Source organism: Mycobacterium sp. Aquia_216 (assembly GCF_026723865.1).
Taxonomy (GTDB): domain Bacteria; phylum Actinomycetota; class Actinomycetes; order Mycobacteriales; family Mycobacteriaceae; genus Mycobacterium.
This window is the reverse complement of the sequence record NZ_CP113529.1, coordinates 981,491-997,258: the sequence shown is the minus strand read 5'-3', so window position 1 is coordinate 997,258 and position 15,768 is coordinate 981,491. Positions and strand designations below refer to the sequence as shown.

At 68.1% G+C, this 15,768-nt stretch carries 11 protein-coding genes; 6 read left to right on the top strand and 5 right to left on the bottom strand.

What is annotated here, in order from left to right; all coding sequences use genetic code 11:
* Nucleotide 1: 1 nt before the first annotated feature.
* The gene (locus tag OK015_RS04675; RefSeq protein ID WP_268129621.1) at nt 2-895 is read right to left on the bottom strand and encodes a LysR family transcriptional regulator; all 894 of its coding nucleotides are present in this window, start codon (nt 893-895) and stop codon (nt 2-4) included.
* Nucleotides 896-1,037: 142 nt separating this feature from the next.
* On the opposite strand from OK015_RS04675, the gene OK015_RS04670 reads away from it, so the two are divergent.
* The 3 genes from OK015_RS04670 to OK015_RS04660 all read left to right on the top strand — a co-directional run bounded on the left by OK015_RS04670 (nt 1,038) and on the right by OK015_RS04660 (nt 4,192).
* Entirely contained in the window at nt 1,038-2,528 is a 1,491-nt protein-coding gene (locus OK015_RS04670) for an aldehyde dehydrogenase family protein (protein WP_268129619.1), read from the top strand.
* Between the two features lie 10 nt (nt 2,529-2,538).
* Nucleotides 2,539-3,489, top strand: a complete 951-nt coding sequence (locus OK015_RS04665) for an amidohydrolase family protein (RefSeq protein WP_268129618.1) — start codon at nt 2,539-2,541, stop codon at nt 3,487-3,489.
* Between the two features lie 112 nt (nt 3,490-3,601).
* Nucleotides 3,602-4,192 carry a hypothetical protein gene (locus OK015_RS04660; RefSeq protein ID WP_268129616.1) on the top strand — a complete coding sequence of 197 codons (591 nt, stop codon included), beginning with the start codon at nt 3,602-3,604 and terminating at the stop codon, nt 4,190-4,192.
* A gap of 17 nt (nt 4,193-4,209) precedes the next feature.
* Here OK015_RS04660 and OK015_RS04655 read toward each other — a convergent pair whose 3' ends face one another.
* The gene (locus OK015_RS04655) at nt 4,210-6,024 is read right to left on the bottom strand and encodes a DUF7159 family protein (RefSeq protein WP_268129615.1); all 1,815 of its coding nucleotides are present in this window, start codon (nt 6,022-6,024) and stop codon (nt 4,210-4,212) included.
* 183 nt (nt 6,025-6,207) lie between these two features.
* Here OK015_RS04655 and OK015_RS04650 point away from each other — a divergent pair, with 183 nt between their 5' ends.
* The 3 genes from OK015_RS04650 (at nt 6,208) to OK015_RS04640 (ending at nt 8,997) form a co-directional block, all read left to right on the top strand.
* Nucleotides 6,208-6,693, top strand: coding sequence for a hypothetical protein (locus OK015_RS04650; protein ID WP_268129614.1), 486 nt, complete (start codon nt 6,208-6,210; stop codon nt 6,691-6,693).
* Nucleotides 6,694-6,790: 97 nt separating this feature from the next.
* On the top strand, nt 6,791-7,270 hold the full coding sequence (locus tag OK015_RS04645; RefSeq protein WP_268129613.1) for an oligopeptide transporter substrate-binding protein: 480 nt from the start codon (nt 6,791-6,793) through the stop codon (nt 7,268-7,270).
* 68 nt (nt 7,271-7,338) lie between these two features.
* Nucleotides 7,339-8,997: an Hsp70 family protein gene (locus tag OK015_RS04640; protein WP_268129611.1), complete on the top strand. Its 1,659-nt coding sequence runs from the start codon at nt 7,339-7,341 to the stop codon at nt 8,995-8,997.
* On the opposite strand, the gene iniC is transcribed toward OK015_RS04640, so the two are convergent.
* The 3 genes from iniC to OK015_RS29200 all read right to left on the bottom strand — a co-directional run bounded on the left by iniC (nt 8,991) and on the right by OK015_RS29200 (nt 15,561).
* Nucleotides 8,991-10,514 (bottom strand): isoniazid-induced dynamin-like GTPase IniC, encoded by a 1,524-nt coding sequence (gene iniC, locus OK015_RS04635; RefSeq protein WP_268129609.1) that lies wholly within the window; start codon nt 10,512-10,514, stop codon nt 8,991-8,993. The genes OK015_RS04640 and iniC overlap by 7 nt on opposite strands.
* On the bottom strand, nt 10,511-12,352 hold the full coding sequence (locus tag OK015_RS04630) for a dynamin-like GTPase family protein (protein ID WP_268129607.1): 1,842 nt from the start codon (nt 12,350-12,352) through the stop codon (nt 10,511-10,513). Before OK015_RS04630 ends, iniC begins: the two co-directional genes overlap by 4 nt.
* Before the next feature lie 92 nt (nt 12,353-12,444).
* A complete protein-coding gene (locus OK015_RS29200) occupies nt 12,445-15,561 on the bottom strand; it encodes a hypothetical protein (protein WP_442791264.1) in 3,117 nt (1,038 codons plus the stop codon).
* Between the last annotated feature and the right edge of the window lie 207 nt (nt 15,562-15,768).

The window sequence follows — 15,768 nt, the reverse complement described above, 5'->3', positions numbered from 1 at the left end:
TTCAGCGAGCCGCGATTTCCTCGATCAGCGCGAGTACCGCCCGGGTGGCCGCGCTCGTCGACCGGGCCGCAGACGTGGTGACAAACAATCGCCATTCGAGGTCGTAGTCGCTCACGCGCAGTGTGGCCAGGCCGAAATCATCGATCTCATCCAGGACGGTCCAACTCAGAAACCCGATCCCCAGGCCGTTGCGGATGTAGGTCGCGGCGGTGCCCAGGTCGGCGACCTCCACCGCGACGGTGCGTTCGACGCCGGCAGCGGTGAATGCGTTGTCGATCACCGTTCGGGTGCCGTATCCCGGTGGGCTGTCGACGAACGACATTCCTTCCAACTCGGCCAGCGGCACCGAGTCTCGTTGGGCAAGTGGATGATCCGCAGGCACGACCAGGAGCAGCGGAACGGCGGCGACCAGACGGGCATTCAGGTCGGCTGGCGGCGGCCCGGTGAAGACGAGAAAGGCGACGTCGAGATCGCCATCGCGGAGCTGTCCGGCGAGGCCGGCCGATCCGGCGCTGGCGGCGCGCAAGTGAACCGTCACTCCGGGATGCCGGGCGTGCAGTTCGGACAGCACCGCGGGCATGTCGATCACGCTGATCGACGTCAGAATCCCCACCGTGACGGTGCCGCGAATAGAGCCACGGGTGGCGTTGACGGCGTCCTTTGCCGCGCGGGCGGCGTCCAGGGTTTCGCGGGCGCGGGGTCGCAGCTCCTCTCCCGCGGGCGTCAGCTCGACGCCGGCGGAGCCCCGGACAAATAGCTCAGCGCCGAGTTCTCGTTCCAACGCCTTGATCGTCGCCGACACACCCGATTGGACGACATGCAACTTCTTCGCGGCCTCCGTGAAGCTCCGGTTGTCCGCGACGGCGAGAAAGTACTCAAGATGGCGAAGCTCCATGCAGCAATTATCACCGTCCGTGCTGACTTCTATCAGAACATGTCGTTGGCCCTGATGCCTCAGCTAACCGTAGCGTCGACCTCGTCGAGCGTGCCCGACCGCCCGTTGACCAACCCAACCCCCAACATTGCTGGACGTGCCAATGACTCTGCAAGCTCCCGCCCTTACCAGGACCAGAACGCGCTGGTCGTCTCCGTCCACCGACGACCAGTTCGTCGTCGAGAACCCCGCGACGGGCCGGACCGTCACCGTGGTCCAGGGAGCGGGGCCCAACGAGGTCGACCAGGCCGTTCGCAAAGCCCACGCCGCGCACCTGCGCTGGAAGCAGCGGCCGGCCCGAGAACGAGGCGGCTACCTGCGCGAGATCGCCAAGGTCATCCGCGACCACGCGGATGAACTCGCCATGCTCGAGTCACGGGAAATGGGCAAGCCGATCGTCCAGGCGCGCCAGTTCGACCTCGAAGCGGCGATCTCCATCTTCGAGTTCTTCAGCAGCATCGTGGAGTCCTTGCCGAACAAGGCGCGCGACCACAACACGGTCCTGGACGTCACCACGTTGGAGCCGTACGGGGTGATCGCCGCCATCGTGCCGTTCAACTGGCCACCCATCCACACCGCCGGAAAGATCGCGCCGGCACTCGCCGTGGGTAACGCCGTCGTGCTGAAACCACCGGAGCAGACGCCCTCGGTCGTGCTGCGCATGGTGGAACTGATCCAGTCGGTGCTTCCGGACCGCGTCGTGCACGCCGTACCCGGCAAGGGTGAGGTGGGTGCCGCCCTCGCCGGACACCGGCTAGTGGGCAAGGTGTCTTTCACCGGGTCCCCGAGGACGGGCTCGGCAGTGATGCGCAATGCTGCCTGCAACCTCACCCCGACGCTGATGGAGCTGGGTGGAAAGAACCCGTTGATCGTCTTCGAAGACGCCAACATCCACGAGGCGCTGATGGCGGCCATCGACGGTGGCTTCTTCAACCAAGGCGAAGCATGCACCGCGTCGTCGCGAATCCTGGTGCAGGACAAGATCTATGACGAGTTCTCGGCGAAGCTGTGCAGGGCGGTGACCCGGTTGCGAGTGGGCGACGGCGCCGACCCCAGGACCGACGTCGGGCCATTGGTCACGCGCGCGCAGCAGAAACAGGTCCTGGACTATCTCAAGCTCGGCGTGGCCGAAGGTGCGCGCATCGCCGCCCAGGCGCCGCTGCCCGACGATCCTCGCCTGGCCGACGGCTTCTACGTATCACCGACCGTGCTGACCGATGTGACTCCGCGTATGCGGGTAGCCAGGGAGGAGATCTTCGGTCCGGTGGTCACGCTGATCCCGTTCACCGAAGAAGGTGAGGCGGTGCGGATCGCCAACAGCACCCCGTTCGGATTGGTTGCGGCGGTGTTCACCCAGGACAGCGATCGGGCGCTGCGGGTGAGTCGGCAGATCCGGGCCGGCGCTGTCTTCGTCAACAACTATGTGCGGATCGCCATCGGCACCGGATTCGGCGGGGTCGGCCACAGCGGATTCGGGCGCGAGCATGCCGAGGAGACGTTGGCGGAATACGGGTACACCAAGACGATCCGGTGGGCCGCTAAGCGCGACGAACTGCCCTACTGGACCGCCGCCAACCGCGTACTGGAGAGCTAGGGACAACCAAGTGCGGACCATCGCACTCGAAGAGCATTACGCCACACCGGGATTCCTGCGTGGGCCGGGTAGCTGGCTCGCGTCACGTGCGGGCCTGATCGAAGCCATCTCCGATCTCGGCGACGCCCGCATCGCGGCGATGGACGAGGCGGGTATCGACCTGGCGGTGCTGTCCTTGGCCGCGCCCGGCGTCGAGCAGCTGGACGGCCCGAAGGCGGTTGCGCTGGCGCGTGAGTGCAACGATGAGCTCGCGGCGGCGGTCGGTCGATACCCCGAGCGGCTGGCGGGCTTCGCGACGGTACCGATCAGCGCGCCCGACGCGGCGGCTGACGAACTGGAACGAGCAATGCGCAAGCTCGGCTTTTTGGGCGCGGTGATCAACGGGCACAGCCAAGGTCGCTATTTGGATGACCCCTACTTTGAGCCGGTCCTCGATCGCGCGGCCACGCTCAACGCTCCGATCTACCTGCACCCGACGATCCCACCGGCGGCCGTCATCGAATCCAGCTACGCGGGGTTCGCCCCCGAGGTCACGTTCGCGCTGGCGACGGTGGGCTGGGGCTGGCACATCAACACCGCCACACATGTGCTGCGCCTGATCCTTGGTGGCGTGTTCGACCGCTACCCGGACTTGCAGATCGTCATCGGCCACATGGGCGAGGCGACATCGTTCATGCTGCCGCGCTTTGACGCCACGTTGAAGCCGGAACTGACCGGGCTCAAGCACCCCGTCAGCACTTACCTGCGACAGAATCTGCACTACACGTTCGCCAACTTCAACGACGAGGCGACCTACGCGAACCTGGTCGCGCAGGTCGGCATTGACCGCGTGGCGTTTTCGGCCGACTATCCGTTCGGATCGATGAAGGCCGCCCGCGCCTTCCTGGACGCGCTGCCCCTCACTGACGATGAACGGGCGCGCATCAGCCATCGCAACGCTGAGCAGCTGCTGGGGCTGTGACCCGCGGTAACACTTTGCCAACGGCAATATTTCAAAAGCGCGTCGCCACCGTTCGTTTCGCCACCCACTGCGTAATCTACGTCTGACATCTCGAATCTTGGGGAGCGAACGCGTGCGCTTATCGCAGAATGCACGGCGGAGCCTGGCGGGTGGCTCGCTGGTGCTCGCCGGCCTGCTGGCCAGTCCCGTGCTGATGTCGGGGTGCAGCTCCGTCATTGAGGGCCGGCCGGTCGCCCTGCCCGGCACCGGACCCACCGAGCCGGCCTTTCCCACCCCACGACCAAGCGCGACTCCGCCGTCGCCGTCCAGCCCGATTGCGGCCCCGCCGACCACGCCGGCCACCCCGACCTTGCCTGCCGGGGCCATCCCGCTGCCGCCCGACCAGAACGGCTACGTCTTCATCGAGACCAAGTCCGGCATCACGCGCTGCCAGATCAACAAGGACAGCGTCGGGTGCGAGGCCCCATTCACCAACTCGCCCTTGCAGGACGGTGAGCATGCCAATGGTGTCCACATCACCTCCGGTGGCTCTGTCCAATGGATATTGGGCAACCTAGGCGCCATCCCGGCCGTCACGATCGACTACAAGACCTACGACGCGCAGGGTTGGACGATCGACGCTTCCGAAGCCGGCACCAGGTTCACCAACGGCCACACCGGGCACGGCATGTTCGTCAGCGTCGACAAGGTCAACACCTTCTGAGTCGCGTCGCCCAACGGCTACCCGTGGACGCCGCTACTCGCGCTACCACCACTTGAGCTGCTGGAACCACCGCTACTCTCGCTGCCACCGCTTGAGCTGCTCGAACCGCCAGGGCTACTCTCGCTGCCACCACCACTGGGGGATCCGCCGCCACCAGCCAGCCCGCCGCCAGAAGTTTCGTCGCCACCAGCCGGCCCGCCACCAGAAGGTTCGCCGCCACTGCCGGATGGCCCGCCGCCGCTGGGCGACACCCCACCTCCGGCGGGCGTACCACCCTGGGGCGGCCCGTCGCCGGGAGTCCCGTGGCCCGGGGCGGGGCCGCTACCGGGCCCACCACCATGCGGCCCTCCACCTTGTGGCCCACCACCATGCGGCTCACCACCGCCGGGATTCCCGCGGGTAGGACCTGGGCCGCCGTCGCCCGGGTTGCCGGAGGGCCCGCCGGGCCTGCCACCTCCCGGCCACGACCCTTGCCCCGCCGGGGGTTGGTGGGGCGGCGGGACGCGGACCGGCGGCGGGACGTGGACCGGCGGTTGCTCGGCAGGCGGCGATGGGCGAGACGGAACCCGGATCGGGGGCGGGTTTGCCGGCGGGTCAGGCAGATAATCCGGCGCCGCCGGAATCGGCGGGAGCAGCACCGGAAGCGGCACGGCCGGGGCCGCGGGAACCGGAGCTGCGGGCAGTGGGGCTGGGGGAACCGGGGCTGCGGGCACCGAAGCTGCCGGCGCTCCGCCGGCGGGTGGGCTCAGCGGCTTGGGCGCTGCCGCCTTCGTAGCCGCCGCTGGCCCGAGTTCAGGCACGAGTGCCTGCTGGACCGGAGCGATGAGGTCGTGGATCGGGGCGGGCAGCAAACCGACAGTCGTGCGAATGCCAAGGCTCAAGGCGACCTCTAATGCCAGCGCGGCGCTAAAGCCGGCTACTGCCAACCCAGTTCCGACCAAAAGGCCTGCCCTACGTCGCGGTTCGCTCTCACCCGAAGCGCCCAGGACGACAGTGCTGGCATTCGCCTCGTCGTCTGCCACGGCGCTGTAGGCGATGTCCTCCTCGCCTCGCGCGTCGCCGGTGAAGCTCAGATATTCGGGTAGGGCAGACACATCGATCGCGCCCGTGCCGGGGTCTTGTGCGTAGGCCAGCACGCCAGTCGAAGACGCGAGCATATTCGCGGACGCCAGGGCGGCTCCCCGCGCTAGGGCTGTCTCCGGCTCCTCCGGTGTGTTCACGGTGAGCGACGTCGCCTGTTCCAATTGCGGCTTGATCGGCGCGATGTCGACGCCGCGGCCGATCACAAACAGACCGCCGGGGCGCGTCGGCAGCTCGTCGAGCCCGGCCACCAGCTCCATCAGCTCGGCGTTGGCAATCTGCCCCGAGGGGCTGTTCAGGTGTTCTTCGTGGATATCCGCGATGGAACCGTCGGAGGTTTCGACAACGGCCAAAGTCGCGGTGCCCGGCTCCAGGAACAGCACCGCGGTGCTGTCGTAACCCATTGCCCCGCCGACAAATTGGGTCAAAGCGGTCGCCGCCAGGAACGCCGAGACCAGCATGACGTTCTCAACTTTGTGGGCGGCCAGCGCGTCGCGTAGCGCTGCCGCTTCGAGTTGGTCGGTGCACGCCACCCCGACGGCGGACAGGTCAAGGCCGGCGCCGGCCGCATCTTCGCGGGTGCCCAGGATGGCGGCGACCACTCGATCAGACGCAGTGACGGTGGGTGAGTCGTCGCTGGCGGAGACGTCGAACTCGTTCTCGTCTACCGTGGCGCCGTCAGCGTTTTCGCCTTGCAGCAGGACCATCTGAACCGAGGCCGGCGCCATCGATACTCCAAGCACGATGTCCATGAGCCACGCCTCCACAATCTTCGCGGCCGGCCATGGCCAGGCTGAGGGAGAGACCACGCGGACCGCAAACTGATCGTCGCCGGGCGAGCTGTGCCGGCTTCCTGCCGTAGTTATGTGGGCCTTATGAAGTTCAGGTAGCTACGAGAGGGCATGGACCGCCTGCTTGTCAGTACGATCGGTGCCGTGGCACGCCCACCTGAGGACTTCAATCAACCGACCCGGCATCGAGACGTCAATCCGGGTGATCGCGCGGCATCCGGCGAGCCCCCGCCGCCCGCTCCCGACCAGTTCGGGCCCCCGCTGGATCCTCTCGATGAGGAGACCGAGCCCACCGCCTGGTACCGCAGGCCGGTGATACTGATCGGCTGGGGCTTGATGGTGCTGATCCTGATCGCCCTGATCATCTACGGCATCATCCAACTCGTCGAAGACCAGGGCACTGGCGGCACCCCAAGTACCACCACGACGCCGTCGCTTACCCCCACGACCACGACCACCACGACGACCACCACGACGACTCCGCCGCCGAGCACCACAACCACGACGACCACGGCGCCACCCACCAGCAGCGCCGCCCAACCACCCGCACATCAACCGACCCAGCAGGAACCCACGCGTCGGCATCACTGGCCGTCATGGCTACCCACGACCATCCCCGCGTTGCCCTAACAACTTGGTTTCAATTAGGTCAACGTTTGACGGCCGATCGGAAGCTGCGCGCGTGGGGTCCGCGCCCGCGGAACTCTTCCGGCTAGTCTCGGCGACCATGGCAAGGCACGCGCCGGCGGACTATGGCGTCGATGACCCGACCGTCTACATCTATTACGACGACGAGTACGGCAGCGCGGATCCCGAGCCCGACGACCCGATTCCCGGTTGGCGCAAACCGGTTGCCTTGGTCGGGTGGGGCATCCTGATCGCGATTCTGATCGCGCTGATCGTCTGGGGCATCATCCAGCTCGCGCACGGCGCCCCGCCGCAGGAGCCGGCACCCAGCACCACCCCCGTGACCGCCACCACGACGACGACCCGGCCGTCGAGTACCGCGAGTGTGACGCCAACGCCATCGAGTGAGCAAACGACCACCACCGAGCCTCCGACGGCATCCACCGAGGACACGCTCCCGTCGACGACGCCGACCACCTCGTCGGGCGGGGCGTACCCGTTGCCGCAACTGCCGTCGGTGATCACGCTGCCCGAGCTGCCCGGGCTACCGACGGAGATCACGTTGCCGCCGGGCCTGTGAAAAGGGCTTCCACTTAGACTCGCGGGAACCCACAGCCACAATTACGACAAAACACAGGGGTACACCAGATGAGCGAGTCGCTCGGGTTGTCGATCGGGGTAGCCAACCTGGTCGCGGCGCGCGCCGATCGCGATCCGGTGACTCGCAAATCCGTGTTGACCCTCTTCGACCAGCGGCCATCCGAAGTCGGCCTCCCGGAGGAAAATCCGGATCCCGCTGAAACCGGCCTCGTGATGCGGGGATTCGTCGAACGGGTCGGCGACCGTACGCCATTGGTCGCATCCGACGGGACCAAGTACCTCGGGGACGCGCTGACCGTCGAAGCGCTCGAGGCGATGGCACGCGCTGTCGACTACGGAACGCCGGTCACGATCGCTGTACCCGCGTATTGGTCGCCGGAGCAGTCCGCGGCGCTGCGCGAGGAGTTTTTCGCCCAACCGGGTTTGGCGCCCGGCGGCGTCCCGCCGACGCTGGTCTCCGATGCCACCGCCGCGCTCACCGCGCTGCGCGCCGAACCGGACTTCCCGACGGAAGGCGTCGTCGCACTGTGCGACTTCGGCGCCAGCGGCACCACCGTGACACTGAGCGACGCGGGGGCGGGCTTGGCACAGATCGGGCCGTCGGTTCGGGATCGCGATTTCTCCGGCGACGCGATCGATCAGCTCATTCTCGACCGCCTGCGCGAAAGCATTCCGAGCGACAGCAGCGGCGGCGTGGCCAGCACGACGCGGATGGGGTCACTGGCCCGTCTGCTCGACCAATGCCGGCGCGCCAAGGAGGACCTGTCGACCGCGACGGTGACCACGCTCCCGGCGATTACCGGCGAGGATGTCGAGTTGTCCCGCAACGAATTCGAGGAGCTACTCTCCGGACCGTTGGACGAATTCGTCACAGGCGTCGAAAATATCTTGCTACGCAACGAGATTCCGAACTTGGCCGCCGTGGCCACGGTCGGCGGCGGCGCCGTCATCCCGCTGCTCGGCATCCGACTCTCCGAACGCCTTGGGGTGCCGATCCACACCGCAGCACAACCTGCGTTCAGTGCCGCAATCGGCGCGGCCACCATCGGTCAACGGCAACCTGCGTCCGGTCAGCAGCCCGCGTCGAGCGCCGTGGCGAGTCCCCCCATCGAGAACCCGACGCAATTGGCGAGCGTGGCGCCGGCCGACATGACGCAAATCCTCCCGGGCGCCCCGGTCGAAGAAGAGGGGCCCCTGGCGTGGTCAGAGGACGAAGAGGAGGACGATCCCGTCCCCTACACGGGCCCCGAACACAGCGGCCAATATGTCCGCGACGCAATGGAATTCGACGACGCGGACGACGATCCTTACGGTGCGCCGCCGCCCTGGTACAAGCGCACCGCCGTGGTATTGAGCCTGGTCGCCGCGGGAGTTGCCATACTGGTGGCCGTGGTGCTGGCATTGACGCTGGGCGAGGAGAACCCCGGGCCGGTCCAGAACCCGCCGACTCAACCGACGGCCCCTCCGCCTGAGCAAACGGTGACCATCACCGAGTCGAACACCAGCCCCACCACGACGACCCCGCCACCGCCGCCCCCGTCGACGACGACCACTACCGAGGCGCCCCCGCCGCCGACCGAGGCGCCCACCACGACCTATCAGCCGCCGCCCGCACCGACGACGACGGTCCCACCGCCGACCACCGACACCTTCACGCCGCCGATACCGCCCACCCGAGAGCGACACTGGCCGTGGCGGCGCTACTGACGCGGCTGGACGTCAGACATGTCGTATCCGCGTGCGGCGAAGTCGGCCACCATCGCCTCGGCGCTGCGCACCGCGGCACGGCAAGCCTTAGTGGTGAATGGGTCGTTGAGCGGATGCTCGGCCCGGCGGCGCCAGCGTTGCGCCGCGGCGAATGCGGCCCGCGGGCCCTCGCGGGAGTCGGCGTTGCGATCCTGGGGATCCAGACCCAGCCGGCTCGCAGCCCGGGTGCCCGACCCGCCGATGATGCGGCGCAGTGACGCGATTTCTTCAGGGTTCAATGTCGTTGGACGAGAAGATAATTGACTGAGCAGCCGAAGCTCCTCGAATGCGTTGGTGTCGGCCAGCAGCGGGTCGATATCGGCAATGACGTAGGGCGTCGCGACGATCGGGAAAACCTCCACGAACCTGCGCAACGACACCAGCGCGGTGTGCGCCTTGAGCATGTCGGAGCGCTGCGCGAATTGCTGATCGATGACCTCACGCAGCGCCACCAGACCGCTGCGCTCCAGCAATTCGTCCGCCAGACCGGCCGCGTCGGCGACTCCGGCGGCCAGCACGGCGAGCGAGATCCGCAGGCCGAACATGCCGAACCGGTCCAGCAATTGGGCGCGGGTCACCGCGTCGACGGGCAGCGGACTGTCGACCCGGACGAAGCGGTCGACACTCAGCATGGCCTTGCTGAGTTCGGCCTTGTCTGCCCCGGCGAGCTTCTGCAGTGCGATGAACTCACTTTGGCGCAGCGTGCGGGCGGTCAGCGCCAGCAACCCCGATACCGGCACCACCGCTTGGCAGATCCCCGTCTGATTCATCTCCTTGGTGAATCGCTGCGCCACGTCGGCCGCCGAGAGCATCGCGTCGATCCGGCCCGCTCCGATCTCGTCGGCCCGTGATGCCACGCCGATGATGCCCAGTGCGCCCGCGGACCCGCCGACGAGTTGCCCAATCTGTTTGAGCAAAGCGATATCTGCGGCGTTGAGGGTACGCAGCAGGAACACCACCGCGTCCACCCGCGGCACCCCGTCGGGGGGTACCAGCAGCCGCAGGGTGCGCTCGGAGGCCTCACGCGTCAACGACGACGTTCCCGGGGTGTCGATGATGGTGGTATCGGCTAGCTCTTCGGCCGGCCATTCGACGTCCAGGTCGGCCACGTCGGCGGGGTTGAGCATCCGGAAGTCGAACGTCAGCCCGGATCCGTGATTGATCGGTACATTGGAATGCCTTCCGCCCCAATGGTTTGCGGTGACCTTTGGGGTGGGCCCGTGCCGGAACCAGGTCACGATCCGGGTGGCCTCGGTGGCGTCGGTCGGGGCGATGTCTTGGCCGACCAATGCGTTGAGCAGAGTGGACTTTCCGGCCTTCAGCGTGCCGGCCAGGGCGATGCGGATCGGTTCGTTCAGCCGTGCGCCGATGCGGTCCAGTTCGTAGAAAACCTCGGGCCGCTGCCGGTACGCCGGCTCACTGCGGTAGGCCTGGATGGTCCCGCCCAAAATCGCACGGACTCGATCGCTAGTGCTCACACCCGTCCTACGGTCACCTGTGGCGTCAGTTTGTCCACATTGTCGGTGACCTGGTTCAGGATATTCAACTGCCGCTCGAGTTCACGGACCTTGTTGTCGCGCTCCGCTTCCTCCACGTGCGCCGCGGCGATGATGGACTGCAGCGATTCGTTGAGCGAACGGGAGATCTCGTTGGCGATGTCGCGGTAGTGGTCGCGCAGCGTGCGGTGGATGATCTTGAGTCGGTCGCGAGATTCCTTACCGACCACGAACGAGATGTCGTCGACAAAGCGCCGTACATTCGTCTTGGCCTCGGCGCGGGCCCGCAGCAACCGGTTCTCCTTGTCCTCCTTGTAGGCCATGCGGCCCAGGATCAGCCCGGCGCCCACCGACAGCGGGTTGAACAGGCCCAGCCCCGCTACCGAGGACAACATGCCGATCATCACCACGCCTCCGTACGAACCGCGCAGCCCGCTGACCGCTTTCTGGCCCTTGCCGGCCGGCTTGGACTCCAGCTCGGAAATCGACTTGAGCTGGCCGAAGTCCTCGCCCATCGCGCGTTGACTCAGCTCGGGAGTCAGCACCGAATCCAGCCCCGCCGCGGCGAACGAACGGGCTACGTCGTCGGCCAGCTGCTCGGCGCGCTGGTAGGCCCACACGAAGTTGTCCCCGACGGCGGTCGCGACCGCTTCCTCGACGTCACTGCCGATCTCGGCCCAATGCCGGGTCGGGTCGCACGAGTCGATCTGGCGCTCGATGTCCTCGGTGAGCGCGCGGAATCGGGCCCGCATGTCGTGGTCGACATCGGTGCTCAGGTCGGTGAATCCATCGTTGAGCACCTGCTGCCACAGTGCGGTCCGCTCCAGCGCGTCCAGCGCGTCACGCTTGCGCCGCTCCAGGTCGTCGCCAAGCCGGTCACGCAGCCCCGGATCGTTGACGACCGCGAGTTCTGAACCCGCAGACATTGTCAATTGCTCTGCAGCCGAACGGATATCGCGTAAGACCTGGTCGCGCACCCGGTCGGTCTCGCGGGAAAGCACCTTCTCGCTGAGGAATTTGACGATCGCCGGGAAGTTCGATTCCTCGTTGAGTTCGGTGTCGTTCTGTGTGACGGCGTGGCTGCGCAGCAGCGACGAGACCGGCAGGATCGGTATCGGCACGCCGGCGCGCTGCAGGTGCGCGGTGTTGGCGGCGACGACGTCGCGCCAGTGCGGATAGAGGTCGGTCTTGGTGGCCGCCAGCACCCCGACGGGGCAGATCCGGTGGGCCTGCCGGAGGAACCACATCTCCGGTTCGGTCAGTTCCTGGCTGGTGTCGCTGACCATGATCAGCGCGTCCGCGTTGGGCAGCAGTCCGAGCGTCGCCGACAAGTGCGGCTGCCCGTGGCCACCCACGCCCGGGGTGTCGATGAACGCCAGCCCGCCCTGCAGTAGCGGGCTGGGTGCAGCGATCTCGACGCGCAAGACTTCACGGCTGCCGGCTTGCGGCGCTCGTCGCAGGTCGGTGTTGATGTCGTCGATCGGGATGTCGACTGGCATGGATTCACCGTCGGGGCCGGCGGCCACGATCAGCCGGGCCGACGGCGGGTCGCCGTGGCTGACAACGGTGACGACCACGGTGGCCTCGTCGTCGCCTACCCGCGCCACCGGCAGGTTGAGCAGCGAGTTGAGCAGTTGACTCTTGCCCTGTTTGAGCTGTCCGGCGATCACGACGCGGATCTGCGGGTCGGTGATGCGCTCACGGGCGCGTGCTAGTCGCTGCACGAGGTCATTGCGTTCGTTGAGTTCGGCGATAGCAATGGTGTGGTCGATCAGCTCGACGATCACGCTGACCCGTCTCGGATCACTGGGTTGAGTCACCGCACGTCCCCACTTTCTCACATCTGCGATTACGGTATGCGCGCGAATCGGCGGGGATCAAAAGATCCCCGCCGATTCGCTATGTCCGCGCGTTACCCGTGCGGACCTCCGACGTGAGCGGGCGACGGGTGGGGCGCCGGCGCCGGTGCGTGCACGGGGGCCGGCGCGTGCGGAGTGCCTTCGAACACCGACGGACTGTGCGGGGCCGGGGCATGCTCGACCGGAGCCGGCGCATGCTGAATCGGCGCGGGCGCATGCTGAACCGGGGCCGGCGAGTGCTGAATCGGCGCATGCTCGACCGGGGCCGGCGAGTGCTGCACCGGCGCGGGCGAGTGCTGAACCGGGGCCTGTTGCACCGGCTCGTGGATCACCGGTCCGCCCGCACCGGCGTGGCCGGCAGCACCGCCCGAACCCCCACCGTGCAGGCCAGAGCCGGGGTTCGACGGCGGCGTCGCGTGCCCACCAACGCCGCCTCCGGCACCGCCGCCGCCCTGAATGACCGGGCCCTGTCCGGCCGGTCCGGTCGGACCGTGCTGAGCGCCGATGCCGCCGTTGCCGGCGACGCTGCCGCCGCCTCCCAGCGTGGCGCCTTCTTGGCCGAGGATGCCGCCGTGGGCACCGCCGCTGGCACCCGTGTTGATGCCGCCGCCAGCTCCACCGGCCGGGAAGCCGCCGCCAACGCCGACCCCCCCAGCGCCGCCGGCAACGGCGTGGCCGCCCAAACCTGCACCGCCGGCTTCAGCGTGGCTGCCCAAACCTGCGCCGCCTGCAACGGCCGAGGATTGCGGCGTCGCGTGGCCTCCCAGTCCACCCTCGCCGCTCAACATGCCGGTGCTGCGTTCGCCGCCGACGCCAAGACCAGCGCCACCTGCTGCGGCGGCACCGCCTTGACCACCGACGCCGACTCCCCCGAGCGGGCCTGCCACATGAGGAGTGGCGGCACCGTTCAGCGCAGCACCCTCGCTAGCGATCAACCCCGCCTGACCGCTAGCGCCGGCGCCCAGTGCGGCGTTACCCCCCGCGCCGGCGAATGCGCCGACGTTGCCGGCACCGGCCGGCTGGCTGCCGGCACCGGCCGGCTGGCTGCCGGCACCGGCCGGCTGGCTGCCGGCACCGAAACTCGCCTGGCTCGCCAGAGCGGCCTGGCCTCCGAAGCCGGCTTGGCCGCCAAGACCTGCCTGACCACCAGCACCGGCGCCGAAACCTCCGCCGGCTTGACCGCCAAACCCTCCACCGGCCTGGCCGCCGAAGCCACCGGCAGCCTGGCCCCCCAAGCCCGCCTGACCACCAGCACCGAAACCACCACCGACCTGGCTACCAACGCCGACCTGGCTACCAGCACCAACGCCGCCGCCAACCTGGCCACCAAAACCGCCACCGGCGCCAACCTGACCGTCGGCACCGAATCCCCCGCGGCCCCCGAAACCGCCACCAGCCTGACCGCCAGCACCAGCACCGAAACCACCGCCAGCTTGGCCGGCAAAGCCACCAGCAGCCTGGCCCCCCAAGCCCGCCTGACCACCAGCACCGAAACCACCACCGACCTGGCTACCAACGCCGACCTGGCTACCAGCACCAACGCCGCCGCCAACCTGGCCACCAAAACCGCCACCGGCGCCAACCTGACCGTCGGCACCGAATCCCCCGCGGCCCCCGAAACCGCCACCAGCCTGACCGCCAGCACCAGCACCGAAACCACCGCCAGCTTGGCCGGCAAAGCCACCAGCAGCCTGGCCTCCCAAGCCCGCCTGACCACCAGCACCGAAACCACCACCGACCTGGCTACCAACGCCGACCTGGCTACCAGCACCAACGCCGCCGCCAACCTGGCCACCAAAACCGCCACCGGCGCCAACCTGACCGTCGGCACCGAATCCCCCGCGGCCCCCGAAACCGCCACCAGCATGCTCACCAAAGCCGCCGCCAGCCTGGCCGGCAAAGCCGCTGCCGGCCTCACCTCTCAGGCCAGCAGCGGTGTGGCCGCCCAAGGCTGCACCTCCGCCAAAGCCGCCTTCGCCGTTGAGACCAGCGCCAGCACCGAATCCAGCGCGACCACCGAGACCATCCTCACCGCCAGCACCCGCGCCGCCTCCGAACCCAGCGCCGCCTTCAACTCCGCCACCAGCCCGCAGCCCAACACCCTCACCGAAACCAGCACGGCCGCCAAAACCGCTCTCACCACCAAGGCCGAGACCGGCACGGCCGTCCAGGCCAACTTCACTGGCCAGACCGAAACCGGTGTGTCCACCAAAGCCACCACCAAGACCAGCGCCGCCGTCGCCGCCGAAACCAAGACCGGCGCGGCCGCCGAATCCGGTCTGGGCACCCAAACCGACGCCCGCCAGACCGCCACCGCCAAGACCAAGGCCGGTGTGTCCACCAAAGCCACCCCCAAGACCCAAGCCCGCATTTATCCCGACGCCCAGACCGAACTCGCCGCCGAAACCGCCGCCAAAGCCGGTGCCGTGGCCGAATTCACCTACGCCAGGCCGTCCGTCGCCCCAGCCGTGCCCCCAACCGGGCCGCCCGTCGCCCCAACCGGGCCGTCCGTCGCCCCAACCAGGCCGCCCGTCGCCCCAACCGGGCCGTCCGTCGCCCCAACCAGGCCGCCCGTCGCCCCAACCATGGTGGGGTCCTCCCCAGCCTGGCTCACCCCAACCCGGACGGAAGCCGCCCCAGCCAGGCGCGAAACCGGGGCCAAACCCACCGGTGCCCGGACCGAATCCGCCCCAACCGGGCTGAAAGCCGAACCCGCCGTAGCCAGCGCCGTACAGTCCGGCGTCGACAGCGCCGACGAGCCCGCCAGCCACGTCACCCACCAGGGCGTCGCCCACTCCGAGGGCGGCGCCGACGCCGTCGACAACCGGCGCAACCGCGTCACCCACCAGCGCGCCCGCGTCCTGCGCAACTGCGTCGATAAGGCCGGGTCCGTACCCGTAGCCCGGGTCGTACCCCGCGTACCCGGGGTCATAGCCGCCATAGCCCTGGTCATAGCCGCCATAATCGGGGGCGAAGCCGTACTGGTCGGTGAGCACCTGCTGCAACCCACCGATCGGGTCGCCCAGGCCAAGTGGCAGACCCGGTACGGCGCTGGCCAGCGCGGAGGAGAACTCCTCCGGAGCCACATTGACCAGACCGGCGTCGGTCATAGCCTGCCCGGGACCCGAAACGAAAGCGCGGGCCGCGTCCGGGTTGGCAAATAAATCCATGATGTATTGGATCAGGCGGTCCATGATTGATTCCCCTTCGAAATCCCCTTCGCCGGCTCGACCGGCGTTCTGCAATACACGCTATGGGCTTTGCGGATGCTCGGAATCGGGGACGGATCCCCCAGCTCGCCAGGACCTCACCGGGATCCGCCGGGTCGCCCCGTTAGGGGATTAGGGGGTTTGCGGGGGGTCCCGATACAGGACCGA

Coding starts and splice junctions, on each gene's coding strand:
- OK015_RS04675 (WP_268129621.1), bottom strand. CDS start 895: ATGGAGCTTCGCCATCTTGAGTACTTTCTCGCCGTCGCGGACAACCGG.
- OK015_RS04670 (WP_268129619.1), top strand. CDS start 1,038: ATGACTCTGCAAGCTCCCGCCCTTACCAGGACCAGAACGCGCTGGTCG.
- OK015_RS04655 (WP_268129615.1), bottom strand. CDS start 6,024: ATGGACATCGTGCTTGGAGTATCGATGGCGCCGGCCTCGGTTCAGATG.
- OK015_RS04645 (WP_268129613.1), top strand. CDS start 6,791: ATGGCAAGGCACGCGCCGGCGGACTATGGCGTCGATGACCCGACCGTC.
- OK015_RS04640 (WP_268129611.1), top strand. CDS start 7,339: ATGAGCGAGTCGCTCGGGTTGTCGATCGGGGTAGCCAACCTGGTCGCG.
- OK015_RS29200 (WP_442791264.1), bottom strand. CDS start 15,561: ATGGATTTATTTGCCAACCCGGACGCGGCCCGCGCTTTCGTTTCGGGT.